The sequence below is a fragment of the Caballeronia sp. NCF2 genome, assembly GCF_023631205.1.
GTDB lineage: Bacteria > Pseudomonadota > Gammaproteobacteria > Burkholderiales > Burkholderiaceae > Caballeronia > Caballeronia zhejiangensis.
Map to the genome: position 1 here is coordinate 384,939 of NZ_JALQDN010000001.1, position 17,961 is coordinate 402,899.

15 protein-coding genes are annotated in these 17,961 nt (G+C 63.3%); 9 read left to right on the forward strand and 6 right to left on the reverse strand.

Going from position 1 to position 17,961, the window contains the following annotated elements; all coding sequences use genetic code 11:
* Nucleotides 1-83 precede the first annotated feature (83 nt).
* Entirely contained in the window at nt 84-3,242 is a 3,159-nt protein-coding gene (locus NCS02_RS01895) for an ATP-binding protein (RefSeq protein ID WP_250522867.1), read from the forward strand.
* A gap of 12 nt (nt 3,243-3,254) precedes the next feature.
* Here the strand turns inward: NCS02_RS01895 and NCS02_RS01900 are convergent, their stop codons facing one another.
* Nucleotides 3,255-4,190, reverse strand: coding sequence for a LysR family transcriptional regulator (locus NCS02_RS01900; protein WP_008351657.1), 936 nt, complete (start codon nt 4,188-4,190; stop codon nt 3,255-3,257).
* 440 nt (nt 4,191-4,630) lie between these two features.
* Here NCS02_RS01900 and NCS02_RS01905 point away from each other — a divergent pair, with 440 nt between their 5' ends.
* From NCS02_RS01905 to NCS02_RS01915, 3 genes are all read left to right on the forward strand, one after another.
* The gene (locus tag NCS02_RS01905; RefSeq protein ID WP_175979781.1) at nt 4,631-5,794 is read left to right on the forward strand and encodes a porin; all 1,164 of its coding nucleotides are present in this window, start codon (nt 4,631-4,633) and stop codon (nt 5,792-5,794) included.
* A 180-nt stretch (nt 5,795-5,974) separates the two neighbouring features.
* Nucleotides 5,975-6,421, forward strand: a complete 447-nt coding sequence (locus NCS02_RS01910; RefSeq protein WP_008351655.1) for a CHRD domain-containing protein — start codon at nt 5,975-5,977, stop codon at nt 6,419-6,421.
* A gap of 12 nt (nt 6,422-6,433) precedes the next feature.
* Nucleotides 6,434-7,378, forward strand: a complete 945-nt coding sequence (locus NCS02_RS01915) for an alpha/beta hydrolase (protein WP_250519291.1) — start codon at nt 6,434-6,436, stop codon at nt 7,376-7,378.
* Here the strand turns inward: NCS02_RS01915 and NCS02_RS01920 are convergent.
* Complete coding sequence (locus NCS02_RS01920; RefSeq protein ID WP_008351653.1) at nt 7,348-8,196, reverse strand: EcsC family protein; 849 nt, start codon at nt 8,194-8,196, stop codon at nt 7,348-7,350. The two genes, NCS02_RS01915 and NCS02_RS01920, sit on opposite strands and share 31 nt — an antisense overlap.
* 105 nt (nt 8,197-8,301) lie before the next feature.
* On the opposite strand from NCS02_RS01920, the gene NCS02_RS01925 reads away from it, so the two are divergent.
* Nucleotides 8,302-9,897, forward strand: coding sequence for an MFS transporter (locus tag NCS02_RS01925; RefSeq protein WP_250519292.1), 1,596 nt, complete (start codon nt 8,302-8,304; stop codon nt 9,895-9,897).
* A gap of 12 nt (nt 9,898-9,909) precedes the next feature.
* Nucleotides 9,910-10,380: a MarR family winged helix-turn-helix transcriptional regulator gene (locus NCS02_RS01930; protein ID WP_008351651.1), complete on the forward strand. Its 471-nt coding sequence runs from the start codon at nt 9,910-9,912 to the stop codon at nt 10,378-10,380.
* Here NCS02_RS01930 and NCS02_RS01935 read toward each other — a convergent pair.
* Nucleotides 10,377-11,651 carry an amino acid deaminase gene (locus NCS02_RS01935; RefSeq protein WP_008351648.1) on the reverse strand — a complete coding sequence of 425 codons (1,275 nt, stop codon included), beginning with the start codon at nt 11,649-11,651 and terminating at the stop codon, nt 10,377-10,379. The two genes, NCS02_RS01930 and NCS02_RS01935, sit on opposite strands and share 4 nt — an antisense overlap.
* Nucleotides 11,652-11,785: 134 nt before the next feature.
* Between NCS02_RS01935 and NCS02_RS01940 the strand changes: the two genes are divergently transcribed.
* The 3 genes from NCS02_RS01940 to NCS02_RS01950 are packed head-to-tail and all read left to right on the forward strand — an operon-like array spanning nt 11,786 to nt 14,575.
* A complete protein-coding gene (locus tag NCS02_RS01940; RefSeq protein ID WP_250519293.1) occupies nt 11,786-12,673 on the forward strand; it encodes a MurR/RpiR family transcriptional regulator in 888 nt (295 codons plus the stop codon).
* A 2-nt stretch (nt 12,674-12,675) separates the two neighbouring features.
* On the forward strand, nt 12,676-14,160 hold the full coding sequence (locus NCS02_RS01945) for an N-acyl-D-amino-acid deacylase family protein (RefSeq protein ID WP_034470570.1): 1,485 nt from the start codon (nt 12,676-12,678) through the stop codon (nt 14,158-14,160).
* Nucleotides 14,161-14,194: 34 nt separating this feature from the next.
* Nucleotides 14,195-14,575, forward strand: a complete 381-nt coding sequence (locus NCS02_RS01950) for a RidA family protein (protein ID WP_008351642.1) — start codon at nt 14,195-14,197, stop codon at nt 14,573-14,575.
* A 56-nt stretch (nt 14,576-14,631) separates the two neighbouring features.
* Here NCS02_RS01950 and queF read toward each other — a convergent pair whose 3' ends face one another.
* The 3 genes from queF to ilvA are packed head-to-tail and all read right to left on the reverse strand — an operon-like array spanning nt 14,632 to nt 17,894.
* Nucleotides 14,632-15,456 (reverse strand): NADPH-dependent 7-cyano-7-deazaguanine reductase QueF, encoded by an 825-nt coding sequence (queF, locus tag NCS02_RS01955; RefSeq protein WP_008351640.1) that lies wholly within the window; start codon nt 15,454-15,456, stop codon nt 14,632-14,634.
* The gene (locus NCS02_RS01960; RefSeq protein WP_008351638.1) at nt 15,453-16,364 is read right to left on the reverse strand and encodes a 5'-nucleotidase; all 912 of its coding nucleotides are present in this window, start codon (nt 16,362-16,364) and stop codon (nt 15,453-15,455) included. The genes queF and NCS02_RS01960 overlap by 4 nt, the downstream gene beginning before the upstream one ends.
* Nucleotides 16,365-16,370: 6 nt before the next feature.
* Nucleotides 16,371-17,894: a threonine ammonia-lyase, biosynthetic gene (gene ilvA, locus NCS02_RS01965; RefSeq protein WP_008351636.1), complete on the reverse strand. Its 1,524-nt coding sequence runs from the start codon at nt 17,892-17,894 to the stop codon at nt 16,371-16,373.
* Between the last annotated feature and the right edge of the window lie 67 nt (nt 17,895-17,961).

Genomic DNA, 17,961 nt, shown 5'->3' on the forward strand with positions numbered 1-17,961 from the left:
CTTCCCAGCCGACTTCTGGACTTCGAAAAAATACAAACGACGCAACGGCCAGCGTCCAACTCGATGAGCCCGAGCGCGGTTATTTGCGCACGCTGAATCCGATCGCCGTCGGCTTGATAGAAGCGTCACGCGGTCGTCCGGATCAGCCGCTTCAGCCGCCGGAAGTCGCGCTCGCCAAAATCGAACAGTCCCTCGGCGTCACGTTCGAGCCGAAGCGATTCAACGACTGGCCCACGGCCGCATCGGCGTTTCAACGCGGCGAAATCGAAATGATCGTCGCACCGAGCCCGCCCGGAACCTTGAACTACGCGATGCATTCCGAGTTGCAGCCGCTCGACCTGTTGATCAAGCGGGCGTTCAGGCAAGCCGAGACGCAAGCCGTCGCCAGGCAGGCGGCATCCGCGACCACGCATATCTCCGCGTTGCGCTTGCTGCCTGCGCTCATCGGCATCGCAGCCGTCTTGTTCGTGACGCTGCGCGCTTTCGTCCGATTGCAGCAGGAAATGGGACGGCGCATGGAGACCGAGCAGCGTCTGGCTACGCAACTCAGTTTCCAGCAGACCATGATGGAGGTGGTGCCGTATCCCCTCGTCGCGAAGGACATGCAGAATCGCTACATCGCGGTGAATCGTGCCTTCGAAGAAGCGCTCGGCGTTCGACGCGGAGACGTTCTCGGACGCACGAGCGTCGAAGTCACGGCGTGGGGAGACGCGCACAGCCGCGTGCTTCACGAGTTGACCAGCACGACGCTCAAAACGGGTCAACGTCAGGAAGTCGAAGCGGAATTTGCCGACAACAGCAATCACTCGCGCTGCGGGCTTTTCTGGACGGGCGCGTTCAATGCGTCGAACGGGGAGCGAGCGGGCGTCGTCGGCACGATGATCGACATCACCGATATTCGCGACGCCGAAACGCGCGCGCGGCAAACCGAGCGGCGTCTTCACGACGTGACGCGATCGCTGCCGGCGGTCGTGTTCCAGTTGCGCCGCGCGAGCGACGGCACGTACAGCCTTCCTTATATCGATGGCGATACGCGTCAGTTGCTCGGTCTGGACGTCGCCGCTCTGGCCGACGATCCGATTCACGCGCTGACGCACGTCCACGACGAAGACAGCGCCCGGCTTCTCGCGGAAATCGAAACTTCGGCGCGGACACTCGAGCCGCTGCACACCGAGTTTCGTTCGACGGTGGAAGGCGTGCACCGCTGGATTCGCGCGGATCTCGTCGCGCACCGCGAAGACGACGGCGCCGTGGTCTGGAGCGGCTATTGGGCCGACGCGAGTGTCGAGCACGCCCGCGCCGACGAACTCGCCCGCGCGCGCGACGCCGCCGAAGCCGCATCGCGCGCGAAGGACGACTTCCTCGCGATGATGAGTCATGAAATCCGTACGCCGATGAACGGCGTGCTCGGGCTCGTCGAAGTGCTCGAAAATACGCGTCTGAACCCCGACCAGTCGCAAATGCTCGGCATGATTCAGGATTCGGCGAGCGCGCTCCTGCAGATTCTGGACGATCTCCTCGACTATTCGAAGATCGAGGCCGGCAGGCTGACGATCGAGTCCACGCCGATCGATTTGCGCGAACTCGTCGATAGTGCGGTGGGCCTGCTCGCCGCAAGAGCGCACGAAAAGGGCCTGCGCGTGCGCGTCGACGTGGCGCCCGAAGTGGCCGCGGCGGTCAGGGGCGACAGCGTGCGGCTCAGGCAGGTTCTCTTCAATCTGATGAGCAACGCGATCAAGTTCACGATCAAGGGCGATGTCGCGCTGCACGTTCGCGCGGTCGAGCACACCGAGTCGGCGCAGGTGATCGAACTGTGCGTGAAAGACACGGGCATCGGGATCGCTCCGGACGCGCAGCGAAGCCTCTTCGAGCCGTTCGTGCAAGCTGAAACCTCCACGACGCGGCGCTTCGGCGGCACCGGGCTCGGCCTGACGATCTGCAATCGTCTCGTCGCGCTGATGGGCGGCGCGATGAGCCTTGAAAGCGCGCTGGGCGTCGGCACGGCAATGACCGTTCGTCTCACGATGCCCGTCGAGACCTTGCATTATCAGATCGACGGATTGCGCGGCAAGCGAGGCATCGTGGCGATCGACGACGATCGCGTCGCGGCGGCCCTCGTGCACTATGGCGAGGCGCTTGGTCTGCAATTGCTGCGCTACACGCCCGACGAACTCGCGCGATCAGAACACGAGTTGCTCGAAGACATCGAGATCGTCTTTCTGAGCGATACGCACAAGCACGCTTCGCCATCCGCTTCGCGTGTGATCCACGTAACCGAAAAGCCGAAGCCGACGGGATACCGCATTCTCGAAGACGACATCCGCGTGAGCGTCAATCCGATTTCGTGGCACGGCCTCGGCGCGGCCTGCGTCGCCGCATTGACAGGCATGCCGCAGGTCGCATCGGGCGTCACGCATTCGCACGAAGCGAAGATGGTGGCGCCCGACCGGGAAGACGCGCTGCGCAGCGGCAGGCTCGTGCTCGTCGCCGAAGATCATCCGGTGAATCAGGAGCTGATTCGAAATCAGCTTACCCTGCTGGGTTTCGCGTGCGATGTCGTGCACGACGGCGCCGAGGCATACGCTGCCCTCGCTGACACCCGATACGGATTCCTGATTACCGATTGCCACATGCCGAACATGACGGGCTACGAACTGGCTCGACGCATCCGTTCGGATGAAGCCGGCGCGTCGCGTCGCTTGCCGATCCTCGGCGTCACGGCGAGCACGGCGCCCGACGAATTGCGCAAGTGCCGTGAGGCGGGCATGGACCACTGTCTCGTGAAGCCGACCCGGCTCGCTACCTTGCGGGAGCATCTGAACCGATGGTGGATCACGAATGATCCTGCGCCCGAAGCCGTTACACATTCCGCTCAGGGAACCGATGTGCCGGCCCGCGACGATGACGAACTCGATCTGAGCGCCATGGCGCAACTATGGGGCAGCGAAGCGACCGTCAAGGCATTGCTGGATGCGTTCGTGTCGTCGTTCCGCGAGGATCTCGTGGCGCTTCGGCAATTGCTCGATCGCGGCACGGTCGATGATCTGCGGGACTGGCATCATCGCGTCGTCGGGGCGGCGAGCGTGTTGCAGTATCGGCCGCTGCTCGGCGCGCTGGAGGAGTTTCGTCGCGATCTGCATGTGAAATCGCGCGACGTGCGCCGTCGCGAGGGACTTGCGTTGATCGCGCGATGCGAGCAGCTCGTGGACCGTATCCACGCGCAAGGCGCCGCAATTCTCTGACCGGGCGCTTTCTTATTCCGTAGGTGTGCAGGGACTCGCATCGGCGAGTTCGCCATCGCGGAAATAGGCGAGCGCGAAATCGACGAACGCGCGTGTCTTGGCCGAAACGTGCCGGCGTCCGGGGTAGACGATGGACACTTCCTTGTCAGCGTCCTTGAGCGTATGGCCGGGCAGCAGTCGCACGAGCGAACCCACCTCGATATCCTGCGCCACGTAGCTCTCCGGGAGCACCGCGATTCCCATTCCGGAAAGCGCCGCCTGCCGCAGCATGTGCGAACTGTTCACGCTGTATGCCGGATCGAGTTCGACGCTTTCCGTCTCTCCCGACGGTCCGATGAAGGACCACGTCGATCCATGGATATCCGAAGACGGCGCGAGAAACTCATGTGACGCCAGCGATGCCGGCCCGACGGGCGCGCGGCGTTGCGCCAGATAAGCCGGTGCGGCGACGAGCACCGCCGCGACTCTCACCAACGGGCGGTTGATCAGCATGCCGCTGTTCACGAGATGCGGCACGACGATGCCGACGTCGAAGCCCTCCGCGACGAGATCGACCGGACGATGCAGCAGCGTCAAGCGCAACTTCACGTTCGGGTATCGCTCGCGGAATCCGCGCAGCATTGGCGTGAGTCCGAGCAATGAGAATGATGCCGACGCGACGAGCTTGAGCGTGCCCGAAGGGTCGACCGAACTGTTCCCCACTGACGCTTCGATCGTCTCGATCTGTTCGATCACTGCACGGCAGCCGTCCGCATAGGCGCGACCGGCCTCGGTTAGCGACACGCTGCGCGTCGTGCGGTTCAGCAAGCGCGTGTTGAGATGCGCCTCGAGCAACGAGACGTAGCGCGTTATCACGGCGTTGGATAGATCGAGCGCGTTGGCGGCACGGCCGAACGATTCGGTTTCCGCCACTTTCAGGAAGACGCGCATCGCCTGGAGTTGATTCATTGAGCGATCGATGTGAGAAGCGCATTTCGAACGCTTCGAGTATGCCGATAAATGCCGGCGGCTAAAGCGCGGCCTCGCGTGCGCGATGTTAGAGCGCGATGACAAGCTGGGGAATCGGAGTGTTCTGATCGGAGACGAATGTCTCAATGTGACCACTGTGGCATGAACGCAACTCGTGTCCATAGGCGCGTTCGCACGGCGCTAATCGGATGACGCGTAAGTCCATGCGGCCTAAGCGTTAACCCATCCCGAAATTGAACTTTTCGAATTATTCGAAAAGGTTTTTGTGATTCCTTTGGCGGTTTCTCAAAAATAGCGGGCAATAAACTTTGCCGTGCCGAATATCGGTGCTGAACAAGACGAGCGAAGACGGGAGTCCGAACTCGACAGGCGTTTGGCCTGAAGCAACCCATCGAGTCTCAAGACTCAAAGGAATACACATGAAAAAGACTCTGATCGTAACGGCCGTCGCCGCTCTGGCCGGTTCGTTCGCAACTGCTGCAAGCGCGCAAAGCAGCGTCACGCTGTATGGTCTGGTCGATGCGGGCCTGACGTACGTCAACAACGTGCAAGCTCCGTTCGGCGCAGGCTACGAAAAGGCAAGCGCGTGGGGCGTGACCAGCGGCAATCTGCAGAACAGCCGTTGGGGCTTGCGCGGCGCTGAAGACCTCGGCGGTGGCATGAAAGCCGTCTTCACGTTGGAAAACGGTTTCAACATCGCGAACGGCACCAGCGATGGTCGCCAGTTCGGCCGTCAGGCTTACGTCGGTCTGTCGATGGCGCAAGCGGGTACTCTGACGCTCGGTCGTCAGAACGACGCTGTTGCTGACTATCTCGGCCCGTTGAGCGCGACCGGCTCGTGGGGCGGCACGTACTTCGCGCACCCGGGCGATCTGGACAATCTGGACGGTAACGCTTTCCGCATTAACAACTCCATCAAGTTCGTGAGTGCGAACTATTCCGGCCTGTCGTTCGCTGGCGCATACGGCTTCTCGAACACCGCGGGCAGCTTCGCCGCAAACCGTGCATACAGCCTCGGTGCGGGCTATGCGAATGGTCCGTTCAAGTTCGGCGCGGCATACACGCAAGCGAACGGTTACAACTCGAACAACGTCGGCGCGATCACGGAGGTTCCGGTAACGCTGTTCACTCCGGCCGATCAAGACACAGCACGCGTGCGTACGTTCGGTGCGGGCGGTAGTTTCACGACCGGTGCTATGACGTTCGGTCTGGTTTGGACGCAGATCCGCCTCGACAACAATAGCAACGCCGCGCTTGATTCTTCGTCGATTACCAATAACTACGAAATCAACGGCCGCTACGCACTTAGCCCGGCACTGTCGGTTGGTGCGGCTTACACCTTCACGTACGCCAAGACCGAAGATCCGCTGGAGGAGTCCAGGCGCGTTCGCCGTCACCAGTTCGGTTTGCAGACGGACTATGCATTGTCCAAGCGCACCGACATCTATGCTGAAGGCGTTGTGCAGATCGCGAGCGGCGGTGGAGACGGCGTGTACCCGCGCGCTGCTATCAGCGGCGCAGGCGACGCTTCCTCGAGCAGCCGTCAGGTTCTCCTGACGACGGGTATCCGTCACCGCTTCTAAAGCGGTCAGAGCAGTACCAAGCTGTTGTAGCTAGCTAGAGAAGGGCGCCGCGAGGCGCCCTTTTCGCATTGGCGCGCCCGCTTTCACCGAAGAGAAATGCGTCACGCATTTGAATTGATCTACCATGGCGATGCGGTCCTACCAGCAAAACGCGCACTGACCGCGACCAGGAGAGCAATGATGATCTCGACATGCCGACCACATGTCCGCTGGATACCCATTCTGCTGCTCGCGACCCTCGCCGCGAGCCCCGCTCACGCCGACTCCGTCGCGCTAAAAGCGAACCTCCAGCCTTCGAGCGAAGTTCCGCCGCGCGTGAGCAAAGGCCACGGCATCCTCGACGCCACTTTCGACACCGACACTAAAGTGCTGACTTGGACCGCGACTTATGCGGAGCTATCGGGTCCGGTGACGATGGCGCATTTCCACGGCCCCGCGCCGGTCGGGCAGAACGCGAAGGTGCAAGTGCCCGTCGACAAGAAAGCGCTCGCGAGCCCGATGAAAGGACAAGCGACGCTGACGGACCCGCAAGTCACCGATCTCATGGCGGGTCAGTGGTATTTCAATATTCACACGCAGGAGAACCCGACCGGCGAGATACGCGGTCAGGTGGTGCCTGCCGATTGACGCTCGGCGACGATGAGTTGGCAAAGCGCCTTCGCGTGCTGGGTCGTAGCGAAACGCGTGCGTCCGCACAGCGCGCATCCCACGCTCGACGTCGAACTCGCGCGCGACTACGCGTCGCGCCGGCTCTGGTCGCCGCGCGTGCCGAAAGGATGGCGGCTCGACATTCGCGAGACAATCGGCGATGCACCGCTGCGCGGCGAATGGCTCATCCCGCCGACAACGCCGCGCGCAACGATTCTTTATCTGCACGGCGGCGGTTATTACTTTTGCTCGCCCCGCAGTCATCGAGCGATTACGTTCGGATTGGCGACCCGCGCGAATGCCAGCGTTTTCTCGCTTGATTATCGTCTTGCGCCGGAACATCGCTTTCCAGCGGCGCTCGACGATAGCGTCGCGGCCTATCGTCGGTTGCTCGAAAACGGGGTGCCGGCGCAATCGATCGTCATCGCGGGCGATTCCGCGGGCGGCGGCCTCGCGCTCGCGACGCTTCTCTCGCTGCGCGACGCAGGCGATCCGCTTCCGGCCGCAGCCGCGCTGTTTTCACCGTGGACGGATCTGACGTCCAGCGGCGAGTCGATGCGAACCAACGACGGCCGCGATCCGATGTATCACGCGTCGGCGTTTCCCAAAGTGGCCGAGCAATATCTCGGCGCGGCGGACGCGCGCAATCCTTACGCGTCGCCCGTTTTCGGGGATTACGAAGGCTTGCCGCCGCTCTTCGTCCAGGCCGGCGATACGGAATTGCTCCTCGACGACGCCACCCGCGTCGCAGCCAAAGCGCGCGCGGCGGGCGTGCGCGTCGAAATGGAAATCTGGCGCGGCGTGCCGCACATCTTCCAGATCTGGGCGCCGTTCATGCCCGAGGCGCGCGAAGCGCTCGCGCACGCCGCCGCATTCATCGAATCGACGGCGGCGGCGACGAATGCTCATCGCCCGCCCATGACCTCGATCGTCTGATACGCGCGCTCGACCGCCGACGCGCCGTATCGACGCTCGAGCCTGCGCACGGTGAAGTGCCCATGCGCCATCTGCTGGAAATGGTCGATGAACACGGTGTTGACCATCGCGCCGAGCACCGCGCCGATCGCCGGAATCGACTTCGCCGCGACCTGCTCGCTGACCTGCACCGAAAACCGCGATGCGACCGTCTGCAGGAACTTGAGCAGCGCCGTCGATCCGTGACTGCTCAGACCCTTGGCGGCGATCTCGTTTGTCGCGCGCGAGACCGACTGCGCAAGCGCGCCGCGCACGATGAAATATCCGAGATCGGCGTTGTCGTCGTCGGTTTTGGTGCCGCCCATGCCGAGCACCATCATGCATTGCAATTGCGCCTCGACTCGATGCACGTCCTCGCCTTCGCTGCGCGCGATATCGCAGATCGAGCGGAACATCAGCGTCGTCGTAACGGGCAACTCGACAGGCAACGCGAACAGTCCAAATGCGCCGCCCGCCGCGCCGGTCGTCGCGACGGCGAGTTTGTGCATCAGGTTGTGCGGCTTGTCGGGCGGCGGCGCGAGTAGCGAATCGGAGGGCGCGCTCTTGCCGAGCGTGCGCAGCGCGACCTGAAGGCATTTCTTCAGCGCGAGCTGCGTCGCGTCGTCGACTTTTTCCTGCGCGGCGGCCGGCAAGCGGCCCATCAGCTTTTCGATGGGCGCGCCGACGACACTCGCCAGCTTCATCGTCAGCGACGGGCTTTCCAGCAATTCCTTCGCGCGGGCAAGGGCCGCGAAATCTTCGGTCGTAAGCGGCGAGGTGATGATCGGCGTCGGTTCCATGCGAGGGTTCTATCCGGGAAAAGGTAAGTTGACACGCAGAATTAGAGTGCGCGCCCGTGCTATGATTCCATTTCCGTTGACTAGTCAATCATTGCGCTTACAAAGATGGCCGTTCATACAGCCGCGCATCATTCCAGCGGGCAGGTGCTGCCTTTTCGCGAATCCCTCATGGCGATGCTGGGCGTTTCGTTCGTCACGATGCTCGTCGCGCTCGATCAGACTGTGGTCGGCACCGCGCTGCCGACGATCGTCGCGGAGCTTAAAGGCTTCGATCTCTACGCGTGGGTCGCCACGTCGTATCTTCTGACTTCCGTCATCACCGTGCCAATTTTCGGACGCCTCGGCGATTACTACGGCCGCAAGCCGTTCGTGATCGCGTCGATCGTCGTGTTCACCGTCGCCTCCGTGCTCTGCGGGCTCGCCAACAGCATGATGTTCCTCGTGCTCGCGCGCGGCTTGCAAGGCATCGGCGGCGGGATGCTCGTCGGCACGGCGTTCGCGTGCATCGCCGATCTTTTCCCCGATAACGTCGTGCGCCTGCGCTGGCAAGTGCTGATGAGTTCCGCGTTCGGCATCGCGAACGCGGTCGGGCCGTCGCTCGGCGGCTTCCTCACGCAGTATTACGGCTGGCGTTCGGTCTTCTACGTCAATCTGCCGGTGGGCATCGTGTCGCTCTTTTTCGTGTGGCGCTTCCTGCCGCATCTGCGGCACGTCGCGCATGAAGGCAAGATGCGCCTCGACTGGCCCGGCGCCGCGCTGATCGCGGTGGCGCTCGGCGCGCTGCAATTGTTCGTCGAAATGCTGCCGAAACACGGCTTCGGCGCGGAATCCGTCGCGCTGCTCGCGATGAGCGTCGCCGCCGGCTTCGCGCTGTGGAAGTGGGAAATGCGCTGCGATTACGCGATCCTGCCCATCGACATGTTTCGCAACAAGGCGCTCGCCGCGCTCTTCACGCTCGCGATTCTCGGCGGTTTCACGATGTTCTCGCTGCTCTTCTATGCGCCGCTGCTGTTCCAGGGCGGCTTCGGCATGTCGCCGAAGGACGCGGGCATGATGATTACGCCGCTCGTCGTGTTCATCACGATCGGCAGCATCGTGAACGGGCGCATCGTCACGCGCCTGAAGAACGCCAATCTGATGCTGTACGTCGGTTTCGCGCTGCTCGCGGTGTCGTGTCTCGGCATCGTCGTCGCGACGCACAACATGCCGCGTTCGCTGCTGCTCGTCGTCATGCTGCTCGGCGGACTCGGCCTCGGCTTCGTCATGCCGAATCTCACCGTGTTCGCGCAACAGACCGCGGGCCGCGCGCATCTGGGCATCGCGACGGCGCTTTTGCAGTCGCTGCGCATGATCGGCGGGATGATCGGCACGGCGCTCACCGGCACGCTTGTCGCGCATCTCTATGCGAGCGGCGTGAATCTCGCGCTGGAAAAAGATCACGCGATGCATTGGACCGCCGATCTCTCCGATCCGCAAATCCTCATCAATCGCGAAGGTCAGGAGACGCTGCTTGCGCAACTGAGCGCGGCGGGGCATAACGGCGCGATGCTGCTCGAAGCCGCGCGCGAAGCGCTCGTCGCCGCGATCCACATTGGTCTCGCGCTCGCGGCGGTGATCGCGGTGGTGTCGTTGTGGCAGTCGCGCCGCGTTCCGCCGGTGCGACTGAAAGGGCCGCAAGAGCCGGTCATCCTCGCCGAATGATAGAGAAAGAGCATGAATGAACAGGACCGTATCGCCGTGGTGCAGCAATTCGGGCGCACATATCGCGCGTTCATGTCGGCGTTCGAGACGGCCGTCGGCCAGCCGATGCCACGCTGGCGCATTCTGCTCGCGTTGCACGAGCACGCGGGCGTGCTGTCGCAGAAGCGGCTCGTCGAGCATCTGAAAGTCGACCCAGGCGCGCTGACGCGTCAGCTAAAGACGCTGGAAGGACTCGGCTGGATCGTGCGCAGCGTCGATGCACGCGACAATCGCGTGTCGAATGTCGCGCTGACGGCGCAAGGACGCGCCATCGCGGAAGATGGTTTGCCGCGACGCAATGCGTTCCTTCACGACACGATGGCTTCGCTGCCCGACGAGGCCATCGAGGCCTTGTCGAGCGCGCTGCACATGTTCGAGGGACGCCTTCAGGAAGTGGCGGCCGCGAATGCCGCATCGGCGGCCGCGCTAGAAGAAAAGGCTTAGAAGAACGTTTCGATCACTTCGGTGACGCGATACTTCGGGTCGACGACCAGAATCTGACGCCACTTGTCGAACGTCAGGCACGGATGCGAGATATCGAACGCGATCATGTCGCCGACTTTCACGTCGTCGCCCGGCTTGATGCGCAAGTACGCGTGCTGATCCATCAGGCCGAAAATCTCCCAGCCTTCGTCGGGCGATACGTCACGCGGCGCTTCGTTGCCCGGACGATAATGCTTCGCCGGCTCCGGCATGCCCGCATCGAACGCGGAATCGCGCTTGCCCAGACCGATGATCGCGCGGTCCGGTTCCGGAATCGACTGCACGTACGCCCATAGTTGCAGCGCCGGCTTCAGACCTTGGCCCATCTTCTTCGCGATAGGATTGCGCGCGAAAATCTCGTTCTGCGCTTTCTTGTAGATGCCGACGTCGTGCGTCAGATAGCAGCCCGGCCGCAGCACGACCTCGATCGCATCGCTGTTGGCCTTCGCGAACTCGTCGGCGACGACGTCGTACCACGCCGATCCCGCTCCCGACAGAATCGCCGGCTTGCGCGCGATCTTGCCTTCGCCGATCAGCTTGCGCGTGACATCGACCGCGCTCTTCAGAAACTCGCGCACCTTGGTTTCGTCCTGCAGCACGCCTTCATACAACTCGATGCCCGCGAGTTCGATCGTGCCGTTCCAGCGCGCGATCGCGGCGAGCACGGCATCGCGCTGCGCGTCATCGCGCACGCCGGTGCGTCCGCCCGGCACCCCGAGTTCGATCAGCACGTTCAGCTTCTTGCGCACCGAGCTGAAAAATTCGCCGAGCTGATCGACGCCATCGGCTGAATCGACGAGACAGAAGAACTCGAAACTCGCGTCCGTGAGCAATTCGGCGATCATGCCCATGTTGCGTTTGCCGACGAGCTGATTCGCCATCAGGACGCGATGCACGCCGCCGCGATACGCCGCGCGCACCTGATGCGCGGTCGCGAGCGTAATGCCCCACGCGCCGGTGTCGAGCTGACGGCGGAAAAGTTGCGGCGCCATCGTCGTCTTGCCGTGCGGCGCGAGCTTCACACCGTATTCGCCGACAAAATCCTGCATCCACTTCAGATTGTGTTCGATGCGATCCGAATAGAGGACGGCGGCGGGCAGGCTCACGTCCTCTTCGAGCAGATTCCATTGCAGGCGCGACGCGTCGTTCAATTGGATGCCCGTGCCGGGCACCATGCCGAGGCCCTTGCCGAACGGGTCGATCGTCGCGTTCTGATAGTTTGTAACTTTCATGTGCTGCCACTCCATCGTCCGTTTAAATAAACCCCGCGCGCAGTGCGATGTGCGTCAAGGTTGACGGTGCCATGTTAACCAAAGTAGCATCCGGGAAGGAAATGTTATTTAGTAACACGGGCTCATCGTAAACCATGAACGGCCACGCCGACACGCTCAGTTTCGACATCGTCGCACGCATCGCGGAGCGGGCGCCCGAGTTGCGCGGGGCCGAGCGCAAGGTAGCCGCGCTGATTCTCGACGACATCGTGAGCGCGTCGCGCGCGAGCATCGGCGCGCTGGCGGACAAGGCCGAGGTCAGCGTCGCGACGGTGACGCGTTTCGCGAAAGCCGTCGGTTGCGAGGACGTGCGCGAACTGAAGCTGCGGCTCGCGCAGGCGGCGGGCGTCGGACAGCGTTTCTTCCGGCGCGACGCGGACGCCGTGCCCGATTCGCTCGCCGCGCGCATCTTCGAGGAAGTGCAGGCGACGCTCGCGCAGAATCAGGGCGCGCTCGCCGCCGCGCCGATCGCCGAAGCCGCGGATGCGCTCGCGGCCGCGTCGATGATCTACGTGTTCGGCATGGGCGGCGGCTCCACGGCGCTCGCCGACGAAATGCGCTTTCGCCTCGTGCGGCTCGGGCGGCCGGTCGCGTCGTATCAGGACGGGCTGTTGCAGCGCATGGTGGCGTCGACGTTATCGAAGGAACATGTGGTCGTCGCGCTTTCGGTGACGGGGCAGACGCCCGAGATCGTCGAAAGCTGCGCGCTGGCGAGGCAGTACGGCGCGCGCGTGATCGCGCTGACCGCGCCCGCATCGCCGCTCGGCGCGCTCGCGGACTGGCTGGTTCCGGTCATCGCGATCGAAACGGATTTCATCTACAAGCCCTCGTCGTCGCGTTACGCGATGATGATGGCGCTCGATTTGCTCGTCACCGAACTGGCCGTCAAGCAGGCCGATCACAGCCGCGAACTGTTGCGCCGCATGAAGCACGCGCTCGATTCGCATCGCGGCGGCGGCGAGCGTCAACCCTTGGGAGACTGATCATGGAATCGTTGAAGGCCGACACGCTGATCGTCGGCGCGCGCGTGATCGACGGCACGGGCGCGCCCGCCGTCGAACGCGATGTCGCCGTGCGCGACGGACGCATCGTTGCGATCGAGGCGCCGGGCGGTCTCGCGGACTGGACCGCCGACGACGTGTTCGACGCGCAAGGCAAAGTGCTCGCGCCCGGTTTCATCGACGTCCACACGCACGACGACACGCACGTGATCCGCTCGCCGCAGATGATGCCGAAGATCACGCAGGGCGTGACGACGGTGATCGTCGGCAATTGCGGGATCAGCGCGTCGCCGGTGACGCTGAAGGGCGATCCGCCCGATCCGATGAACCTGCTCGGTGACGCCGCCGCGTTCGCGTACCCGACTTTCGCGTCTTACGTCGATGCCGTGAATGCCGCGCGCCCGACGGTGAATGTCGGCGCGCTCATCGGCCATACGGCGCTGCGCAACAATCATATGGACCGGCTGGATCGCGGCGCGTCCGCCGATGAAGTCGCCGCGATGCGCGCGCAGCTCGAAGAAGCGCTGGGTAACGGCGCGCTCGGATTGTCGAGCGGATTGGCGTATGGCTCGGCGTTCAGCGCGCCGCCCGAGGAAGTGCAGGCGCTCGCCGAGCCGCTCGCGAAAGCGGGCGCGCTCTACACGACGCACATGCGAACCGAGTTCGACGCCATTCTCGACGCGATGGACGAGGCGTATCGCGTCGGGCGTCATGCACGCGTGCCGGTGGTGATTTCGCATCTGAAGTGCGCGGGGCCGTCGAACTGGGGACGCAGCGCGGAAGTGCTCAAGTCGATCGAAGCGACGCGCGACGGGCAGCCGGTCGGATGCGATTGTTATCCGTATAACCGCAGTTCATCGACGCTGGACTTGAAGCAGGTGACGGGCGATATCGACATCACGATCACCTGGTCGACGCCGCATCCGGAGATGGCCGGCAAGCTGATCCGCGAAGTCGCCGACGAATGGAAGGTGACGCAGCAGGAAGCGGCGAAGCGCTTGCAGCCGGCGGGCGCGGTGTATCACAACATGTCGGAAGACGACGTGCGGCGCATTCTTTCGCATCCCGCGACGATGGTCGGTTCGGACGGTTTGCCGAACGATCCGCTGCCGCATCCGCGTTTGTGGGGCGCGTTTCCGCGCGTGCTCGGCCACTATGCGCGCGACGAAGGCGTGCTGACGCTCGAAGAAGCCGTGCGCAAGATGACGAGCCTGTCGGCGCGGCGTTTCAGCATCGCGGAGCGCGGCGAAGTGAAGGTCGGCTATCACGCGGATCTGGTCGTGTTCGATCCGGAGCGCGTGATCGATTCGGCGACGTTCGCGAATCCGCAGCAGGCGGCGGACGGCATCGACGCGGTGTGGGTGAATGGCGTTTTGACGTATCGCGAGCAGGCCGTGACCGGCGCGCGAGCGGGACGTTTCGTGGCGCGCGGTTCGGCATCCAAGCTGGATGCGGCCGGCGCGTTTTGAGCACTGATTCGAGTCAGGAAAAGGAGTCTGAAAGATGAAGCGTTATGGCGTGGAAGGTGGCAAGGGACAAGGCGGCGCGCATATGCCGTTCGCACGCGCGGTCGAGGCCGATGGCTGGCTGTTCGTGTCGGGCCAGACGCCGATGGAAGATGGCGAAGTGATCAACGGCGGCATCGTCGAGCAATCGCACAAGGCGATTCAGAACGTCATCGCGATTCTGAAGGAGGCGGGTTACGGCACCGAGCACGTCGTGCGCTGCGGCGTGTGGCTGGACGATCCGCGCGATTTCGCGTCGTTCAACAAGGTGTTCAAGGAGTACTTCGGCGCGAATCCGCCGGCGCGGGCTTGCGTGGTGTCGTCGATGGTGATCGACTGCAAGGTCGAGGTGGATTGCGTGGCTTATAAGAAGGCGTAAGAAGGCGAACATGCGATCGCGGCTCTGATGCCTGTGAAGCAGAGCCGCGTCGTTATTCACTGCCGCGCCAGCCGCGCATTATCCGGCATCGGCAAGTTGAAATTCGTTCTGAACGGATTGATATCCAGCCCGCCGCGCCTCGTATAACGCGCATACACCGCGAGCCGTTCCGGTTTGCACTCCCGCATGATGTCCATGAAGATGCGCTCGACGCATTGCTCATGAAACCCCGTATGTTCGCGGTAAGACACGATATACCGCAGCAATCCCGCGTGATCGATCTGCCCGCCGTAATAGCGGATCTGCACGCTGCCCCAGTCCGGCTGTCCCGTAACCGGGCAATTCGATTTCAACAGGTTCGAAAACAACGTCTCGTCGACGGGCGCTTCATCGTGCGCGGCCTTCAATAACGAAGGATCCGGCGAGAAAACATCGCAATCGAGATCGAGCCGGTCGAGCGACAAACCATCGAACTCTTCCATCGTGAGCTTGCCGAAATCGGCCGGCGCGGCGAGTTGCACCGAAACGGTCGCGCCGCAGACGGCGGACACATCGCGCTTGATTGCCGCGCGCACGTCGTCGATCGAATCGAATTGCGTCTGCGCGAACGAGCCGAGATACAGCTTGAACGACTTCGATTCCACGATGTTCGGCGAATCCGCCGGCACGAAGAACGTCGCGACCGCGATCTGCGGCTTGCCGCGCTTGTTCAGCCATGACAGCTCATACGCGTTCCAGATATCCGTGCCGAAGAACGGCAGACGCGCGGGCACGGCGATCGCATCGCGCGCGCGCTTGCGGTCGATCGGAAACAGCAGCGACGCATCGTACTGTTCGGTGTAATGGACGGGCTTGCCGAGCGGAGATTGATCGGGTGTCATGATGCGTTCGCTATGCCGCTGAGAACGTGCCCCGTCGCGGTGACGACGCGAGCCGATTCGCAGTGGCGAATTTGATCGTCGAAGAAAAAGTCGGGCTCGAATTCGCGCAGGAATTCTCCCTTGTCGAGTCCGCCGAGAAACATCGCTTCGTCGATTTCGATGTTCCACGCCATCAGCGTGCGGATCGCGCGCTCGTGCGCCGGCGCGGACCGCGCGGTGACGAGCGCCGTGCGGATGTGCATCGGCTGATCGTCGTGATCGTCGGCGATGCGCTGCAATTTGTTGAGCGCGGCGAGCAGCGGCTTAAGCGGACCGTCCGGCAGCGGCGACTCGCGTTTGTCCAATTCATGCCCGACGAACGCATGTAAACCATCGCTTTGAAACACGCGCTCGGCTTCGTCGGAAAAGAGCACGGCGTCGCCATCGAACGCGATGCGGATCTCGTCCGCGTAACGGCTCGCGGCGCGCGGCGTTTCCGGCAGCACGCGCGCGGCGGGAAAACCGGCGGCGAGCGCGTCGCGCACATCGTCCGGATTCGCCGATAGAAACAGCGACGCCCGCAACGGTTTCAGATACGCAAACGGCGAACGGCCGCGCGTGAACACGCCGCGCTCGATCGCAAGTCCGTGTTCGCGGCACGAATGAAACGCGCGCAGCCCGCTGATCGGATCGCTGCGCGACAGGATCACCACTTCGACGCGCTGTTCATCCGCGTTCAGCGCGAGCAGCTTGCGGATCAGCCCGAACGCGACGCCGGGTTTCGCGGGCGTGTCGAGCCGCGAGCGTTGCAGCGCTTCGTATTGCGCGAGATCGCCGGTCTCGAAGACGCGGTTCTCTTCCTCGAAATCGAACAGCGCGCGCGACGAAATCGCGACGACGAGCTTGTCTTCGAGCGTGAACTTCGGCATTTCGATTTACGCCAGAAACAGCTTGTAGACCGGATTCGCGCCTTCGTCCCACCACGGATAGCCGAGCGTCGCGAGGAAGCGCTCGAACTCCGCGTTGTCCGACTGCGGCACCTGAATGCCGACGAGAATCGAGCTGTAATCCGCGCCCTGATTCCGGTAATGGAACAGGCTGATGTTCCAGTCGGGCGCCATCGACGAAAGGAACTTCATCAGCGCGCCCGGACGTTCCGGAAACTCGAAGCGCAACAGACGTTCGTCGCGCGCGAGCGGCGAATGTCCGCCGACCATGTAGCGAATGTGCTGCTTCGAGAGCTCATCGTGCGAAAGGTCGACGGTCGCGAAACCATGCTCGATGAACGACGACATCATCTGCGCGGTTTCCTTGCGCGACTTGATCTGCACGCCGACGAAGATATGCGCGGCTCTTTCATCGGCGATGCGGTAATTGAACTCGGTCACGCTGCGTGTGCCGACGAGCTCGCAGAAGCGCCGGAAGCTGCCGCGCTCTTCGGGAATCGTCACGGCGAACACGGCCTCGCGCGCCTCGCCGACTTCCGCGCGCTCCGCGACGAAGCGCATGCGGTCGAAGTTCATGTTCGCGCCCGACGTCACCGCGATGAGCGTCTTGCCCTCGATGCCCTCGCGCTCCGCGTACAGCTTCGCGCCCGCGACCGCGAGCGAGCCGGCGGGTTCGAGCACGCTCCGCGTGTCCTGGAAGACATCCTTGATCGCGGCGCAAAGGGCATCGGTATCGACGGTGATGACTTCATCGAGCAACTCGTTGCACAGCCGGAACGTTTCCTCGCCGACGAGCTTCACCGCCGTGCCGTCCGAAAACAGGCCGACTTCGGAGAGCGTCACGCGCTCGCCCGCCTTGATCGACTGCGCCATCGCGCAGGAATCCTCGGTCTGCACGCCGATCACCTTGATCTCCGGGCGCACCGCCTTGATGTACGCCGCGACGCCCGCAGCCAGCCCGCCGCCGCCGATCGGGCAGAAGATCGCGTGGATCGGACCCTGATGCTGGCGCAGGATTTCCATCGCCACCGTGCCTTGTCCGGCGATCACGTCCGGATCGTCGAACGGATGCACGAAGGTCAGGCCGCGCTCTTCCTGAAGCTGCACGGCGCGCGCGTAGGCGTCGCTGTACGACTCGCCCGCGAGCACGATTTCGACCGTCGGGCCGCCGTGCGCGCGAATAGCGTCGATCTTCACTTGAGGCGTCGTCGTCGGCACGGCGATCACCGCGCGGCAGCCGAGCCGCGCCGCCGACAGCGCCACGCCCTGCGCGTGGTTGCCCGCCGACGCCGTAATCACGCCGCGTGCGAGCACATCTGCCGGGAGCTGCGCCATCTTGTTATAGGCGCCCCGAATCTTGAACGAGAAAACCGGCTGATTGTCCTCGCGCTTGAGGAACACGGAGTTGCGCAGGCGCGCGGACAGGTTGCGCGCGGGTTCGAGCTCGCTTTCACGCGCGACGTCGTACACGCGCGCGGTCAGCACTTTTTTCAGGTAGTCGGGATGTGTCATGCGAGAAATCGTCAGGCGGCCGCGATGCGCGCAGGTTTTTGAGAGCGAAAGCATCAATGATAGCGCC

Bases quoted from the DNA above. Each gene is read 5' to 3' on its own strand.
- NCS02_RS01925 (WP_250519292.1), top strand. From the start codon at position 8,302: ATGGCCGTTCATACAGCCGCGCATCATTCCAGCGGGCAGGTGCTGCCT.
- NCS02_RS01950 (WP_008351642.1), top strand. From the start codon at position 14,195: ATGAAGCGTTATGGCGTGGAAGGTGGCAAGGGACAAGGCGGCGCGCAT.
- NCS02_RS01910 (WP_008351655.1), top strand. From the start codon at position 5,975: ATGATCTCGACATGCCGACCACATGTCCGCTGGATACCCATTCTGCTG.
- NCS02_RS01935 (WP_008351648.1), bottom strand. From the start codon at position 11,651: ATGAAAGTTACAAACTATCAGAACGCGACGATCGACCCGTTCGGCAAG.
- NCS02_RS01900 (WP_008351657.1), bottom strand. From the start codon at position 4,190: ATGAATCAACTCCAGGCGATGCGCGTCTTCCTGAAAGTGGCGGAAACC.
- NCS02_RS01940 (WP_250519293.1), top strand. From the start codon at position 11,786: ATGAACGGCCACGCCGACACGCTCAGTTTCGACATCGTCGCACGCATC.
- ilvA (WP_008351636.1), bottom strand. From the start codon at position 17,894: ATGACACATCCCGACTACCTGAAAAAAGTGCTGACCGCGCGCGTGTAC.
- NCS02_RS01920 (WP_008351653.1), bottom strand. From the start codon at position 8,196: ATGGAACCGACGCCGATCATCACCTCGCCGCTTACGACCGAAGATTTC.
- NCS02_RS01915 (WP_250519291.1), top strand. From the start codon at position 6,434: ATGAGTTGGCAAAGCGCCTTCGCGTGCTGGGTCGTAGCGAAACGCGTG.
- NCS02_RS01905 (WP_175979781.1), top strand. From the start codon at position 4,631: ATGAAAAAGACTCTGATCGTAACGGCCGTCGCCGCTCTGGCCGGTTCG.
- NCS02_RS01930 (WP_008351651.1), top strand. From the start codon at position 9,910: ATGAATGAACAGGACCGTATCGCCGTGGTGCAGCAATTCGGGCGCACA.
- NCS02_RS01945 (WP_034470570.1), top strand. From the start codon at position 12,676: ATGGAATCGTTGAAGGCCGACACGCTGATCGTCGGCGCGCGCGTGATC.
- NCS02_RS01960 (WP_008351638.1), bottom strand. From the start codon at position 16,364: ATGCCGAAGTTCACGCTCGAAGACAAGCTCGTCGTCGCGATTTCGTCG.
- queF (WP_008351640.1), bottom strand. From the start codon at position 15,456: ATGACACCCGATCAATCTCCGCTCGGCAAGCCCGTCCATTACACCGAA.